A 15,069-nucleotide genomic window follows, 5' to 3' on the forward strand; every position below is an offset into this window, starting at 1 on the left:
CTACAGTCGTACACTCGACAAAGGCACTGAACTGTTACTGCGGGGCATGAGTGCCATTGACACGTGGGAGCCTCATTAACAAGAAAATGAGGGCTAGTAAGCCACTTCGTGTGGGGCTGATTGGGAATATGGAGCGAGAAAAAGGCAACCAGCCCCCCAGATCCTCCTTTGTACCACAGGCCATAGAGGCCAGGAGGCGCTCAAGCGGCGCGGCTGCTTCTGTCGATTGCAAAGGGCCGCAGGGCCTGTGCTGGCCGGGGCATTTCAGCTCCGGCCAGAACTGGCCTGTGCAGGCTTTGCTAGGTTGACGAACCCAGGTTGCCTGCAGGGGCTGCACGGCGCACGCTACATACGCCCCAGGTCAGCCCCAACACCGCCGCGATCACCGAGGCCGATAGCACGCCAAGTTTGGCTGCCCCCAGTGAGCCGGGGTCGACGAACGCCAGGTTGGCGATGAAGATCGACATGGTGAAACCGATACCGGCCAACAGGCCCACCAGCGTGATGCTGCGCCAGTTCACCCCGGCGGGAAGCGCGCACCAGCCCAGGCGTACCATCAACCAGCTGACGCTGATGATGCCCAAGGGCTTGCCTGCGACCAGGGCGACTACCACGGCGATCATGACCCATTGTGGGCCCGCTGCGGACAGGTCGACCCCAGCCAGGCTGACCCCGGCATTGGCCAGGGCAAACACTGGCATGATGCCGTAGGCTACCCAAGGGTGCAGCGTGCCTTGCATCCGTACCACCGGCGGCAGCAGTTCTCGCTGTGCCAGGCGCAGGCGTTTCAGTGGGTCGATGAGTTCGCTGGCATCGCGCTCTGGTGCTTTGGCGCGGCCCAGCAACTCGTTGGTGAAGCGGCTAATGGCATCCAGAGGGCGCTCACGCATCGGCATGGCGGCTACCGGGGTCATCAGCCCGAGCACAACGCCGGCGAGGGTCGGGTGGGCACCGGTCAACAGGATGCCCAGCCAAACGATCGCACCGGGCACGATATAGGCGTAGGCCGATCCCACACCAATCTTCTGCAGCGCGATTACCATCAGCAGGCCGATCGCCGCGACGCCGAAACCGCTGTAGTCGAGGCCACCCGAGTAGAAGACCGCGATGATCAGCACAGCGATAATGTCATCGATGATCGCCAGGGCAAGCAGGAACACACGTACGTTGGACGGAATCGACTTGCCCAGCAGGGCCAATACGCCTACCGCAAAAGCGATATCGGTGGCCGTTGGCACTGCCCAACCCTGTTGGTCGGCTGGCGAATGAACGATACCGAGGTAGAGAAGCGCCGGTGCGGCTACGCCGCCGACCGCAGCGGCCATGGGCAGCATGGCCTGGCGCAGGCTGGCCAGGGCACCCTCGTGGATTTCGCGGCGGATCTCCATGCCCACCACCAGGAAAAAGATGGTCATCAGCCCATCATTGACCCAGAAATGCAGGGACTGCGAATACACATACGAGCCCACGCCGAACGTTATCGGGGCGTGCCACAGGGCTTCATAACTGTGTGCGGCAGGGGAATTTGCCCAGATCAGGGCGGCGACAGCGGCAACCAACAGGACGATGCCACTGACTGCTTCGATGTGCAAAAAGCGTTGAAGGCTGGCGAAGGCGCGCTCGGCCAGTTTCTGGGCGCGAGGCAAATCTGTTTTAGGCATAGGCGCAAGTACTCCCGCATGGCGGCCCGACCTGCGCTGTTCTTTAACCTGCCTCACTGCACCATGCAGCAGACACCCGGGCGTTAGTCTACCGAATAACCGCATTCAGATGAACCCGAATGCGGTTATCGATCATTAGCCGCGGGGCTGCCTGGACAGCGGGCGCCTGCGCTCGATCACTGGATCAGTGGCACACCGCTGAGTTTCTGCAGTTCATCGAAGTCGATGTCTGCGCAGATTTCGATCACTTTCAACCCATCAGCCGTGACTTCCAGCACTGCCAGGTCGGTGTAGATACGGCTGACGCAGCCAATACCGGTCAGCGGGTAGGTGCATTCAGGCACCAGCTTGCTTTCGCCTGTCTTGGTCAGGTGGTCCATCATCACGAACACCTGGCGCGCGCCGGTGGCCAGGTCCATCGCGCCGCCCACCGCCGGGATCGAACCCTCGGCGCCGGTGTGCCAGTTGGCCAGGTCGCCCTTGACCGAAACCTGGAAGGCACCCAGTACCGCGATGTCCAGGTGGCCACCGCGCATCATCGAGAACGAGTCGGCATGGTGGAAGAAAGCGCCACCGGTCAACAGCGTCACGTGCTGCTTGCCGGCATTGATCAGGTCATCGTCTTCTTCGCCCGGGGCCGGGCTAGGGCCCATGCCCAGCAGGCCGTTTTCGCTGTGCAGGAATACTTCCTTGTCACCCAGGTAATTGGCCACCAGGGTCGGTGCGCCGATGCCGAGGTTTACGTAGGCACCTTCCTGAATGTCTGCGGCCACGCGCTTGGCCATCTCGGTACGGGAGAGCTTTTTGGTGATGGTCATGGCAGGCCTCATTCAGCGGTGGCAAGCGAAGCAGCGCTGGTGCCGGTGACGGCGACGACGCGCTGGACGAAGATACCCGGGGTAATGATGTGTTCCGGGTCCAGTTCACCCAGTTCGACAACCTGGTCGACCTGGGCGATGGCCGTCTTGGCGGCCATGGCCATGATCGGGCCGAAGTTGCGCGCCGCCTTGCGGTAGACCAGGTTGCCCCAACGGTCGCCTTTGTGCGCCTTGATCAGCGCAAAGTCGGCGTGCAGCGGCATTTCCAGTACGTACATGCGGCCGTCGATTTCACGGGTTTCCTTGCCTTCGGCCAGCAGCGTGCCGTAGCCGGTTGGCGAGAAGAACGCACCAATGCCCGAGCCCGCTGCGCGGATACGCTCGGCCAGGTTGCCCTGGGGTACCACCTCCAGTTCGATCTTGCCGGCGCGGTACAGTTCGTCGAACACGTACGAGTCGGACTGGCGCGGGAACGAGCAGATCACCTTGCGCACGCAGCCGGCCATCAGCAAGGCTGCCAGGCCGATCTCGCCGTTACCGGCGTTGTTGCTGATGATGGTGAGGTCGCGGGCGCCGGTGGCGATCAGGCCATCGATGAGCTCGGACGGCATGCCGGCAGTGCCGAAGCCACCGACCATGATGGTCGATCCGTCGGTGATCCCTTCCACCGCGCTGGCGATGGACTCGTACGTTTTATTGATCAAGGCGAGCTCCTGGTTGTTCCTGGAGTTGGAGTTGTCGGGCTGGCCGGCGCCTTTAAAGCGGTGGGCCTGTCAGCATGTGCAATCGCTTGCTGACTTTGGCCATAGCGTGCCGCAAGACAGGGCTACAGTAGAGGGGGTTTGGCGGAATTCGTGCGATTATCGAACTGTTGTGCGATCTGCGAGCATCCCGAACGGCGGTGCAGTCCCGTGCGCTCAGGGGCTTGGCGCCTCACTTTGCACCTGAATGGTGCTACCCGCCACCCGAATGGTGTGTTTTTGCACTGCTAGCGGGCGGGATGCGGTGGTAGACCGTGATTCTACCCCGATGCCTCTATTGGCCTGCGACTTGCTATCAAATTGCCATTCGATGTCGCGTATGGTGAAGATAATGTCGCTTTCCAGTGGTTCCATGCAGTTGTCATCCCAAGAGAAGGGCTGGCTGCCCTGGTTTGGTAGAACCGGCAAGTTCAGCATGGGCTGGGCATGTCACTTGAACCGGGCAAATTATCCGCAAATCGAGCAAACCTTCGAGGCCATTGCCCAGACCCGCGTCCGTTTGCTGCAGGAGTGGGCGCACGAACAATGGGAGCACCTCGCCGAGCTGGCCGAGCAACTGGCCCCCGGCTTTGACCGGCTGGGCAGCGCGCAATTGCAGGACAAGCTGGCTCAGGCCGAGGACTTCTCCGAGCTGTTCGTCGTCGACCCCACTGGCAAGGTGCTTGCCTCGACCTGGCCGCAACGGGCAACAGCGCCCGTCGAGCACACCCGTGCGCTGGCGCAGGGGCTGAAGGCGCCATTTTTGCACGGCCCCTATTGCGACCCGCTGACCTTGAGCATCGGCCCGTCCTCTTCGCGCTTTCACGATGAGGTAACCCTGATGTTCTACCAGCCTGTGAAGGTTACCGGCAACGTCGTGGGTTGCCTCTGTGGTCGCGTACCCAACGATGTGCTGGGCGATCTGATCCAGCGCGAGGCTGGGCATATTTACGCCGAATCGGGTGACAACTACCTGTTCATGGCGCAGTCGCGCTTCGACCCGACGATCCAGCCGGGTACGGCGTTGTCGCGCTCGCGTTTCGAAGATTCAACCTTCACCCACGGCGAGAACCTGAAAAACGGCGTTCACACGGCGTGGGGCACCGTGCAGGTGCAGCGCCATACCGAGCTGGAGCTGCGTTTTACCGACCCATCCACCCGCGAGCTGCACCCGGGGGTACGCGAAACCATCCGTTGCGGCGCCAATGTGTTCGTTACCTACCCCGGGTATTCCGACTACCGTCATGTGCCAGTGGTGGGCAAGGGCGTGACCTTCCAGCTGCCGGGCTCGCCGGACCGCTGGGGAATGATGTGCGAGGCAGACCTCGAGGAAGTGTACCGGCGCCGCTCGCTCAGTTATGGCTTGATGAAGCCCTACCTTGCGACGATGGTCGGCCTGTTCGGTTGCAACTACCTGGTGCAGCACTACGCGGGCCTGCCGCAGGGCCTGAACGAGGTGGTCGAAGCCTTGGCCATGCTCGCCGCCGCGGTGCTGTTCGGCATGCTCGGGCCGCGCCGAGTGGCGGCGCGCCTCAATGGCATGAGCAATGTGCTGCGGACCATCGCCGAGGGTGAGGGCAACCTGCGCCAGCGGCTGGATACCCACACGGTGGGCAACGATGAAAGCGGCGACATGGCCCGCTGGATCAACAGCTTCATCGACCGCCTGGATGCAGTGGTAGGGCAGGTGGTCAAGGCCAGCCACACGGTGGGCGTCACCAACCAGATGATGCTGGGCCGTAGCCAGGATGCCAGCGTCACTTCGGCTGACGTGGCCGAGGCCGTGCATCAGATGATGATCATCATGGAAGAGCAGTTGGGCGAATTGCAGCAGGCCTCGGTCAGCGCCGAGCAGATGAAGCAGGCCATGGACGAAGTGGTCACCCGCGCCCGCGAGCAGTTCCAGGCGGTGCAGGCCGGTACGCAGTCGATCCGCGACGTGGTGGCGCGCTCGTCCTCCAGTGTGCAACGCCTTGACAGCCGCATGGTCGAGATCGACAACATCACCGGGTTGATCAGTGACATTACCAACCAGACCAACCTGTTGGCGCTCAATGCTGCGATCGAGGCGGCGCGCGCTGGCGAGCACGGCCGTGGTTTTGCCGTGGTGGCCGACGAGGTGCGCAGCCTGGCGGCGCGAACGGCGCGGGCTGCCGATGACATACGCACCATGGTCGAGAGCCTGCAGGGTGAGACCCGTCAGGCCGTGAGTTTCATGGAGCGGGGCGTGCAGGACGTGGACAGCAGCCTGCGCCTGGCCGAGGACGCCTCGTCCGAAAACGTGCAACTGCACCAGGCGGTGGAGGGTATGTTCGCGATCATCCAGCAGCTCAACCGGCGCAGCCTGGAATATGGCAAGACCATCGAGCAGGTCAACCAGTCTTCCCACGAGATGCGCCAGACTGCGGTGGTGTTGCAGAGCAGTGCGCAGAAGGTGCGGGTGGATGCCGGCAAGTTGCAGAAGCTGGTCGGGCAGTTCGAGACCAGCGAAGAGGGCAAACGGGCGGCTGCCGCTTGAGTGCCGAAGCTGGCCAGGGCTGTTGTCAGCGCCGCAGTTCGGCAGCGAACTGGCCAGCCTGCAGGTGCACCTGTGCAGGCCCGCCCCAGAACGCGCCGTGGCGGACGATCACCCGTTCATGAATGGCAGCCGCCACCGCGGCCGCCGCATTGGGCGCCCTCAACAACACGAAGCTGGCCTCGTTACCCAGGTGCAGGCCGTAATCCTGCTTGCCCATGACCGCGGCACTGGCCTCGGTCGCCATCTGCAGCGCCACCCGCAGCTCTTCGTCGGTGTTGAACCCCGAGCGGTAACCGACCAGCATCGCCCGCTGCAGCATGTCGCCATTGCCATACGGCCACCAGGCATCCTGGATGTTGTCGTTGCCGGTGAACACCTGCACACCCCCGGCGCGCAAGCGCAGCACCGGCGGAAAGGCCCGGTCGCCCGGGGCATTGGTCATGATCGAGATACCTGCGCCCGCCAACGCTTCGGCGGTGTGGTCGACCACCGCGTCGGTGACGTCGCCCAGGCCGTAGGCGTGGCTGACCGCAACCAGGCCTTGCATGCCCAGGGCCTGGGTGCGCGCGGCAATGCGCTGAAGTTGGGCGATGCAGATATCGCCGGGTTCATGCAGGTGGATATCGACTTTAACGCCATGCCGCTCAGCGATGCCGAAGACGATATCCAGCTGGGCGTCAGCGTCGCCGTCCAAGGTGGTGGGGTCGATGCCGCCAACCACCTGAGCCCCTTCGCCGATAGCGGCCTCCATGACCTGGGCGGTGCCAGGGCAGGTGACCACGCCGGCCTGGGGGAAGGCCACCAGCTCGATGTCGAGCAGGTGTTTCCAGCTGTCCCGGGCTTCGAGCATGGCGTGCAGGTGACTCAGGCCGGTGGTGGCGTCCACGTCCACATGGCAACGCATGGCCAAGGTGCCGTACGCAGCTGCCTGACGCATCAGCGCGTCGGCGCGCTCGATGATGGGCGGTGCGCTCGCCAGCTCACGTTTTTCCACGGCCAGGCGCTCGCGCAGGCTGGCGACAGGTTGGTGCGGGCGCCAGCGATCACCCACGAAGCTCTTGTCCAGGTGAATGTGGCCATCAACGAAACCCGGCAATACCAGCAAGCCTTCCAGGTCGATCGTTTCGCGGGCCGGGGTGCCGGCGCGCTGCGCGCCAATGTGGCTGATGCGGCCGTTGCTGACAGCAATGTGCAGGGGCAGGCCATCGGCATCGATGGCATTGATGAACTCACGGTCGTTCATGGAACTGGCCTTTTCTACTGGGGCTTGGTGGCTTGCCACGGTAAGGCGGATGAGCGCTTGCCTCCAATTAATTATCAGGATCAAGGCCAGTGGAATTGTGGATGCGGGGCAGCGTCAGCCGGCCGCAGGGGATCGTTGTGCGGGCCCCCAGGCGGCGCTTTTCAGCCCGGCAGGCTTCACCGGCTGGGGGCACCGCGTGGGTATTCTTACTGCAAGGTGTTTGGTTTGAGGTCATCTGGCAACTGCTGCAGAGCCGCCTCCAGTTGCGCGACAGACTGGGCAAGTTGATCAGCTTCCTGGTGTTTGCCCGCACTTCTCAGGCGGTCCCGCTCAATGCGCAGGTTCAGCAGGTTTTTCTGCAGTTTCAGGGCTGAAGCGTTGAAAGGGTCCATGGGCTTCTCACACTGTGGGCTTCCGTGCCGTTGTAGGAAACATGGACCGTAGCAGCTCGAATTACCTCTAGAAACTGATGTTTCATACAGGAAAATCTGGTGTTCGCGGTATTTCCTACATTGAGCGGTAAAGTTTCCTACAAGATGCATTTCTGTATATGTCGCCACGTGCCGTCTGGCATCCAGTATCCGCTGGGTTGGGCCGGTTCTCCCTCGGCAGGCCCACTGCGCAGGGCTCGATCAGCTTTGGAAATGTTATGTTGCACTTACCTTGCACACCCAGCAGGTGCCGGGCCTTCAGCGACCTGCGCGGGACCTACCCAGAGCCGGTGCAACTTCTGCAAAACAGGGGCTGTCACAATGCTCTGCATGCCGCACGAAACACCGTGGCATTTGGTATGTATCATTGCCGTTGTCGCCCCATACATGCGCCGATGACGGGCGGTATCTGCCGCCTGAGCCTGGCGCGAAGGTTTTCCGGCCAAGGAGAGGCCCATGCACTACGTTGTGATCGAATCCCACCGCAGTGAGTACCCGCGGCCTATCCGCTTTGCCAAAGGCACTTTGCTGGAGATTGGCCCGCGCTATGAAGGCGAGCCTGGCTGGCAGGACTGGTATTTGTGCAGTTGCACCGGCCAGCAGCCCGGCTGGGTGCCCGCGCAGCTGATTGAACGGCTCAGCGTTTGCCAGGGGCGGGCGCTCGATCATTACTGTGCGCACGAACTGGACGCCGACCCGGGGCAACTGGTGGAGATGGTGCGGCCGCTCAATGGGTGGCTGTGGTGTCGGCGCCATGGTAACGGCGAGCTGGGCTGGTTACCGGCAGAGAAGCTTCAGCAATTGGGCTGAGGGGCGCCCCAACGCTGCCACGTGTCGTGCGCTGCATCTGATACGCTTTTTTTGCGCCAACCTGAATCTGTAACCGTATCAGCCCAAGCCTGACAATACGCCCATTCCCGTTCACAACTGTCGAGGTTCCAATGGGCAAGCTGGCGCTGTTCCTGGGGGGTTTTCTGCTACTCACTATTCTGATCGGCCTGCTTGGCACCATTCCGCCAAGCTGAGGGTGATCGGTTTTTTCTGCGCGGCCCGTCTACTTCAAGCTCGGGCCCAATTTCCTGGCAAATAGCCACTATTCCCTTCGTCAGCATCGCTGGACCAGCGGTCGCTGCATGGCATTTTCAAGCATTAATACCTCGTGTAGTCTCCCGCCGCCGCTCATTCGGGTCGGCCTTTTCCGCTGGGAGTCGACACATTAATGGAATGCAAGAAAGGCGCCTGCGCCGCCCTGGAGTGGCGTAGCCGTTTCCTCGCCGAGGGCACGTTGGATGAGCACGGTTACGAGCAGGCGCTGCGCAATGCACAATCGCTGGAGCAGGCTGGGGATATCAGCACGTCAGAGTGGATCGAGCTGGTAAAGCTGGCCAATGCGGCATTGCTGGGTGTGGGATAAGTCATTCTTTGCGTTGGGAAATCTGTCCACAAAAAACGTGGGTAGGTCTGTGGATAAAGTGCTGTAAGCCATGCCGGTGGCGGGCTCTGTTAAATTGAGCAGAAATTGAACAGCCTTTTCGAAGGGCTGTTCATGGCGCCCGGCCGGCCTGGCGCAGGGCTATCAGCAAGTCGCGCACCCGGGCGGGCAGCTCGCCAGCCGGGTATACCGCGTGCATCTGCGGGTCCTGGCCAGTGCTGGAGGTCAGGCGGTATGGCGCGCATACCCGCACCAGGTGCCCGGCCTTGACCTGCGCCTCGCCTACCCAGGCTGCCAGGCGCGCGATACCGGCACCCGCCAGGGCGCCGTGGTACACCGCAGTGCCCGAGGCCAGGCGCAACCGCGGCCTGGGCCGCACGCTGGTGATCTGGCCATCGCGGCAAAAGTGCCAGGCTTTGAGGATGCGCGGTGCGGTATGCAGGATCAGCGAGTGGCCTTCCAGCTGTTCGGGATGCGCCGGCGTACCGGCCAAGGCCAGGTACGCCGGGCTCGCATACAAGTGCCGCTGGTAGGGCCAAAGCGGGTAGCCGATCAGTTCGCTGGACTGCGGGAAGGCGCCGCGGACTGCGAAATCCAACTTGCCCAGCAGTGGGTCGAGCGCTTCGTCGCTGTACTGCACATCCAGCGTGACTTGGGGGTGGCGACGGGAAAAATCCGCGAGCACTTGGGGCAACAGGTGTTCGGCCAACAGTTGCGGCACGGCGAAGCGGATCCAGCCTTGTGCGTTCCCGCTGAGCGCAGCCAGTTCGTCGGCTGCATCGCGTTGCACATCCAGCAAGCGCTCGGCGTGCGGCAGCAAGCGTTCGCCCGCTGCGGTCAGGGTGACCGCATTGGCGTTGCGGTTCAGCAACTTGCTCCCGGCGTTGTCTTCCAGGGTTTGCACCGCGCGTGTAACCGCGCTGGGCGAACGCCCTAACGCCCGGGCCGCGGCGACAAAGCTGCGCTTGTGCGCGACGCTGACGAACGCCTGAATTTCCCGCAGCATGTCCAATGCCATGCGCTGCTCCTTGTTGCAGTTTTCGCAATATGGCATTTCAACACAGCCACGCCCTTTTGGTTAGCCTTGCACCTGTACCCACTGCCTGGAACCGCGTCATGATGGATATCGCTGTACTTTCTGTATTCGCCTTTGCCGCCGGCCTGATCGATGCGGCCGTGGGCGGCGGCGGCTTGATCCAGATTCCCGCGTTGTTCAACGTGCTACCCACCGCGCAACCGGCGGCATTGCTAGGCAGCAACAAGCTGGCTTCGGTGTGTGGCACGGCCTTCGCAGCGCGTTCGTTCATCCGCAAGGTCACGTTGGACTGGGGCTTGATCGTGCCCGCGGCGGTCAGCGCCTTTGTCATGTCGTTCGCTGGTGCTGCCACGGTGTCGCTGCTGCCGCCGGGGGTAATGCGCCCGGCGGTGTTGGTGCTGATCGTGCTGATGGCGGTGTACACGTTCTGCAAGAAAGACTTCGGCACCCTGCACAAACCGGCCCGAATCGGCCGCAAGGAGCAATACCTGGCAGTGCTGATCGGTGGGGCGATCGGTTTCTACGATGGCCTGTTCGGCCCTGGCACCGGCAGCTTCCTGATCTTCCTGTTCATCCGCTTCTTCGCCCTGGATTTTCTGCACGCATCGGCCTCGGCCAAGGTCGTGAACATTGCCACCAACCTGGCGGCGCTGGTGTTTTTCGTGCCGTCGGGCAACGTGCTGTACGCCATTGCCCTGCCCATGGCCCTGTGCAATATCCTTGGCGCGTTGACTGGCACCTGGCTGGCCGTGCGCAAGGGCGCGGGCTTCGTTCGCGGGCTGTTCCTGGTGCTGTTGTGCGTGCTGATCGCCAAGCTGTCGTGGGATGTGTTCGTCGGCTGACTCACACCACCTGGCGCTGCGGGTCGGCATGCTCCACACAGTTGCGGCCGTGAGCCTTGGCCCGGTACAGCGCCTGGTCGGCGCTGGCCAGCAGCAGGTCCAGGCTGGGTGACGGCATGTGCGCTTCGCAGCCGGCCACGCCAATGCTGACCGTAATTTGCAGGCATTTGTCGCCCTGGACCACGTGCAGGTCCTGCACGGCACGGCGCAGCCGTTCGGCGGTGAACGTGGCCCGCTCGGGCGCAAGGCCTGGCATCACCACGACGAACTCCTCGCCGCCCAGGCGGGCAAACAGTTCATTGTTGTGCAACTGGTCTTGCAGGGCGCCGGCGAACTGGCGCAACACCTGGTCGCCCACGGCATGGCCATGGACGTCGTTGATCGACTTGAAGTGGTCGATGTCCAGCATCATCAGGGTCAGTGGCAGTGCCTGGGCCTGCTGCCGGCTGTCCAGCAGCGCGCTCGCGCGGCGGGTGAAGGCGCTGCGGGAGAGCGCGCCGGTGAGGTGGTCGATGGTGGCCTGGTGGGCCAGGCGGGCCATGAGGCTGCGGTTGGCCTGGCTGACGCAGGCCACCACCAGCGGCCCGAGCACCAGCATGGCAATGCCCAGGCGCGCGGACAACAGTGTCGTCACCCCCGGCGCACTTTGCGGCACGCTGAAATGCATGAGGTTTTGTGCCACGGCCACGATCAGCGTACTCCCAGCGGTAAGCGCCAGCAGCGACACCAGAAACGGCGAGTAGGTCCAGGCACACCACAGCAGTGCGGCGATGGGGAAGGCGATGGCGCCAGGGCCGCCGAAGGCAATGCTGAACGCCAGTGAGGCCAGCAGCCCCAGCAGTGGTGCCAGCCGTACAGGCTGCGCGCCACCGCGTATAAGGGCTCGCATCGAGGGTGCAGTGAGCAGTACGGGCAGGATCAGCACACTGGTCGAGAACTGTTCGCTGAACCACGCCCGCCAGGTGGCGCCAAGGGACTGTTCAAACCAGGGCGCGGCCATGGCTGCTGCCATGCTGGCCGCGACCACGGCGCCGGCGGCACAGGCGGCGAACACGCTGAGTACACCCTGGGGGGTGCGCAAGCGCCGGTGCACACGGGGCAGGCGCGACAGTAGCAGCCAGAGAGTGACCACGACACCCAGGTTGCACAGGTTGAACCACAGTGCGGGCAGCCAGGCGCTGCCGCACAGCAGGTCGGCGCCGACCATGGCCAGCCACACCAGGCTGAAGCCGGCCAGCGTGGCTTGGCGCGGGTGCCGCAGCAACACGCCGGCCAGTACCGCATTCACAGGCCAGAACAATGACAGGGACTCGATCGGGCGCGCAAGAATGCCGCCCAAGGTAAGGCCGAAGGTCAGGCATAGCAGAGCAACGTAGGGCAACAGGCGCGATGGGGCTGGGAAAACCATGGGCTCGACCGGCAAGCGGAGACGAAATCCAGGACAACGCCTTGTAGCACCTGGGACTTTGCTCGGCAGTGTGTTTCGTCATGGCAGTTGATGTCAATCTGCCGCGGCCGGTCGCAATAATGCCAAATTGCCACTACTGCTTGGCGTTTTTACTGCAGGCCGAAGAACCACGGCACCATCAGCACGGTGACCAGCATCACCAGCACGGTGAACGGCACACCGATCTTGACGAAATCGGCGAAGCGATATTGGCCCGGGCCCAGCACCAACGTGTTGACCGGCGAAGACACCGGCGTCATGAACGCCGCCGATGCAGCCAGCGCCACGGTCATGGCAAACGGGTAGGGCGACATGCCCAGCTGCGCCGCCGTGCTGACCGCAACGGGTGCCATCAGCACGGCCGTGGCGGTGTTGGAGATGAACAGGCCGATCACCGCGGTAACCGCAAACAGGCAGGCCAGAATGGCACTGGGGCCGGCTCCGCCCAGCACGCTGACCAGGCCGCCCACGGCCAGGTCGATGCCGCCGGTTTTCTGCAGTGCCTGGGCAAATGGCAGCATGCCCACGATCAGCACCAGGCTCTGCCAGTGGATGGCGCGGTAGGCGCTGTTCATGTCGATGCAACGGCCTGCGCCCATCAGCAGGCAGCCGATCAGCGCGGCGATGACGTTGGGTACCACGCCGCTGACCATCAGCCCCACCATGACTGCCAGGCTCAGCAACGCCTGCGGTGCGCGAGTGCGGGCTGGTGCTACCTGGTCGATCTCTGCAGGCAGGCTCAGTACCAGGAAGTCCTTGGGTTTGCCCTGCAGCAGGCGCACAGCCTTCCACGGGCCGACCACCAGCAGGGTGTCGCCAAGGCGCAGCTTTTCTTCTACCAACTGGTCTTCAATCGCCGCTTGCTCGCGGCGCAGGCCGACCACGTTGAGGTCATAGCGGGTACGAAACGCCAGTTCAAGGATGCTTTTACCGATCAGCTGCGAGCCAGGCGGCAGCGACACCTCGGCCATGCCCAGTTCCTGGGACTGGTCGATGAAATAAGCCGCCTTGAAGTGCAGGGGCTCCAGTTGCATGGTCTGGCACAGGCTACGCAGGTTGTCATGGTTGGCGAACAGGTCGAGCAGCAGTACGTCGCCCTGGTGCAGCACCGTGTTGGAATCGGCGGTGATGACCCGGGTGGTGAACTTGTGCTGGCGCTCGATACCGATCACGTTGGCGCCATGCCGCGTACGCAGTTCCAGTTCGCCAAGGGTATGGCCGATCAGCGGCGAGTGTGGGCGAATACGCAGGCGCCGCTCGCGCCCGTTGAGCTTGTAGTCCAGTACCAGGTCCAGCAGGGTGCGGCGGCTTTCCACGCGGCCGTCCTTGCGCACTTCGCCATTGAGCCAGTTGCGGGTCAGTAGCATGTAGCCGACACCCAACACCAGCACCACCAGGCCGAAGGGGGTGAAACTGAAGAAGCTGAAGCCGGCGTGGCCATGGCGTACCAGCTCGCTGTGCACCACTACGTTGGGTGGCGTGGCGACCAGGCTGAGCATGCCGCTGATCAGGCCGGCGAAGGCCAGCGGCATCATCAGGCGGCTGGGCGAGAGCTGCAGGCGCGCGGCAATGCTCAGCACCACCGGGATGAAAATGGCGACCACGCCTGTGGAACTCATGATCGAGCCCAGGCCGGCTACCGCCACCATCAGCAGCACCAGCAGGCGCGCCTCGCTGTTGCCGGCCCGCTCGCTCATCCACTCGCCAATGCGGTAGGCAATGCCGGTGCGGACCAGGCCCTCGCCGATCACGAACAAGGCGGCGATCAGCACCACATTCGGGTCGCTGAAGCCGGCCAGTGCCTGCTCCACGCTGAGGATGCCCAGCAGCGGCAGGGCAAGGATCACCATCAGCGCAACCACGTCCATGCGTGGGCGGTTGATGACGAACAGGACAATGACGATGGCCAGCAGGCCAAGCACCCAAAGCAACTCTTGGTTCATGGGGAGGGGGTGTTCCTTCACACAGGGGCACGTTAGACAGTAGCAGCCAGTGTGCCAGCTCGCGGTGAAGGGGGTGTTGATGTACTGCAGGGTTCAAGGCCGCTGCTGCCGATCGGCGTCAGCGGCCCCGTCCAGCTCGGCTGGTCAGTGACGGTGCCGGCGGTGCTTCTTGCCGCCACGGTCGTCGTCGCCCAGATGGTTGCCCAAGGCGCCCCCGGCGGCGCCACCCAGGCCTGCGCCTACGGTCGAGCCGGTCTGCCCGCCAACTGCACCGCCCAGCAATGAGCCGCCCGCCGAGCCCAGGCCGCCGCCCAGCGCCGCTTCGGTACGGTTGCCCTTGCGAGCCCCTACCGCACTGCCTGCTGCGCCGCCAACGCCAGCACCAATGGCTGCGCCGGTCTTGCCGCCCAGTTGCTGACCAACCACATTACCCAATACGCCACCCAGGCCACCGCCGATGGCGGCATTACCATCACCGGCGAAAGCGCCTTGGCATAGCAGCAGGCCAAGGGCAACGGAAGGCAGAGTCAGACGCATGATATGAACCTCGAAAATTTCACCAGGTTAAGGTGCCGCCTGAACGGCGGCGAGCCGGGGCTGTAGCCGCTTCAGCGTTAGTAGCGGTCGCCGCGGTATTGACGCTCGTCATCGTCGCGGTCATGCCGGTGGTGGCGATGGTCACGGTCGCGATCACGCCAGCCATCGTCGTCATGGTAGCGATGGCTGTGGCAACCTGCAGTCAGCAGTACAACAGCAACCAGCGAAAGGCTTGCAAGACGGTTTGTCACGAGATAGGTCCTTGATCCACAAAGGTTTACCGCACACTTTCTGAGACCCGGATCGATCCATTTGGTTTCCTGGGAGGGCAAAAATTTGTGCTATCCACGATCTTCCACGTGCTTCTCGGTTGCTGTTCTGTCCCGTACGGTCATGGCCGGGCGCCCGTGGCGGCTCTAGA

At 63.3% G+C, this 15,069-nt stretch carries 14 protein-coding genes; 4 read left to right on the forward strand and 10 right to left on the reverse strand.

What is annotated here, in order from left to right; translation table 11 throughout:
• Positions 1-299: 299 nt before the first annotated feature.
• The 3 genes from nhaA to B3361_RS08380 form a co-directional block, all read right to left on the reverse strand.
• A complete protein-coding gene (gene nhaA, locus B3361_RS08370) occupies positions 300-1,661 on the reverse strand; it encodes a Na+/H+ antiporter NhaA (RefSeq protein ID WP_054904600.1) in 1,362 nt (453 codons plus the stop codon).
• A 176-nt stretch (positions 1,662-1,837) separates the two neighbouring features.
• Entirely contained in the window at positions 1,838-2,479 is a 642-nt protein-coding gene (locus tag B3361_RS08375; protein WP_009682099.1) for a 3-oxoacid CoA-transferase subunit B, read from the reverse strand.
• 8 nt (positions 2,480-2,487) lie between these two features.
• Entirely contained in the window at positions 2,488-3,183 is a 696-nt protein-coding gene (locus B3361_RS08380; RefSeq protein WP_009682100.1) for a 3-oxoacid CoA-transferase subunit A, read from the reverse strand.
• A gap of 1,903 nt (positions 3,184-5,086) precedes the next feature.
• On the opposite strand from B3361_RS08380, the gene B3361_RS24025 reads away from it, so the two are divergent.
• The gene (locus tag B3361_RS24025; RefSeq protein ID WP_370593820.1) at positions 5,087-5,737 is read left to right on the forward strand and encodes a methyl-accepting chemotaxis protein; all 651 of its coding nucleotides are present in this window, start codon (positions 5,087-5,089) and stop codon (positions 5,735-5,737) included.
• 25 nt (positions 5,738-5,762) lie between these two features.
• On the opposite strand, the gene B3361_RS08390 is transcribed toward B3361_RS24025, so the two are convergent.
• Both B3361_RS08390 and B3361_RS08395 read right to left on the reverse strand, forming a co-directional pair.
• Positions 5,763-6,980, reverse strand: coding sequence for an amidohydrolase family protein (locus tag B3361_RS08390; protein WP_054904598.1), 1,218 nt, complete (start codon positions 6,978-6,980; stop codon positions 5,763-5,765).
• 206 nt (positions 6,981-7,186) lie between these two features.
• On the reverse strand, positions 7,187-7,372 hold the full coding sequence (locus B3361_RS08395) for a hypothetical protein (RefSeq protein ID WP_029885004.1): 186 nt from the start codon (positions 7,370-7,372) through the stop codon (positions 7,187-7,189).
• A gap of 495 nt (positions 7,373-7,867) precedes the next feature.
• Here B3361_RS08395 and B3361_RS08400 point away from each other — a divergent pair, with 495 nt between their 5' ends.
• Positions 7,868-8,221, forward strand: a complete 354-nt coding sequence (locus B3361_RS08400; RefSeq protein ID WP_054904597.1) for an SH3 domain-containing protein — start codon at positions 7,868-7,870, stop codon at positions 8,219-8,221.
• Between the two features lie 409 nt (positions 8,222-8,630).
• On the forward strand, positions 8,631-8,825 hold the full coding sequence (locus tag B3361_RS08405) for a hypothetical protein (protein ID WP_286920161.1): 195 nt from the start codon (positions 8,631-8,633) through the stop codon (positions 8,823-8,825).
• 130 nt (positions 8,826-8,955) lie between these two features.
• Here the strand turns inward: B3361_RS08405 and B3361_RS08410 are convergent, their stop codons facing one another.
• Positions 8,956-9,861: a LysR family transcriptional regulator gene (locus B3361_RS08410; protein WP_054904595.1), complete on the reverse strand. Its 906-nt coding sequence runs from the start codon at positions 9,859-9,861 to the stop codon at positions 8,956-8,958.
• A 98-nt stretch (positions 9,862-9,959) separates the two neighbouring features.
• On the opposite strand from B3361_RS08410, the gene B3361_RS08415 reads away from it, so the two are divergent.
• The gene (locus B3361_RS08415) at positions 9,960-10,721 is read left to right on the forward strand and encodes a sulfite exporter TauE/SafE family protein (protein ID WP_054904594.1); all 762 of its coding nucleotides are present in this window, start codon (positions 9,960-9,962) and stop codon (positions 10,719-10,721) included.
• 1 nt (position 10,722) lies between these two features.
• Here the strand turns inward: B3361_RS08415 and B3361_RS08420 are convergent, their stop codons facing one another.
• The 4 genes from B3361_RS08420 to B3361_RS08435 form a co-directional block, all read right to left on the reverse strand.
• A complete protein-coding gene (locus B3361_RS08420) occupies positions 10,723-12,144 on the reverse strand; it encodes a GGDEF domain-containing protein (protein WP_054904593.1) in 1,422 nt (473 codons plus the stop codon).
• A 134-nt stretch (positions 12,145-12,278) separates the two neighbouring features.
• Positions 12,279-14,111, reverse strand: coding sequence for an SLC13 family permease (locus B3361_RS08425; RefSeq protein WP_029884999.1), 1,833 nt, complete (start codon positions 14,109-14,111; stop codon positions 12,279-12,281).
• 144 nt (positions 14,112-14,255) lie between these two features.
• Positions 14,256-14,648 (reverse strand): glycine zipper domain-containing protein, encoded by a 393-nt coding sequence (locus B3361_RS08430; protein ID WP_054904592.1) that lies wholly within the window; start codon positions 14,646-14,648, stop codon positions 14,256-14,258.
• A gap of 77 nt (positions 14,649-14,725) precedes the next feature.
• Complete coding sequence (locus B3361_RS08435; RefSeq protein WP_154211420.1) at positions 14,726-14,899, reverse strand: hypothetical protein; 174 nt, start codon at positions 14,897-14,899, stop codon at positions 14,726-14,728.
• Between the last annotated feature and the right edge of the window lie 170 nt (positions 14,900-15,069).

It is taken from the genome of Pseudomonas sp. UBA6699, from assembly GCF_002454615.1.
In the GTDB taxonomy this organism is placed as follows: domain Bacteria; phylum Pseudomonadota; class Gammaproteobacteria; order Pseudomonadales; family Pseudomonadaceae; genus Aquipseudomonas; species Aquipseudomonas juntendi.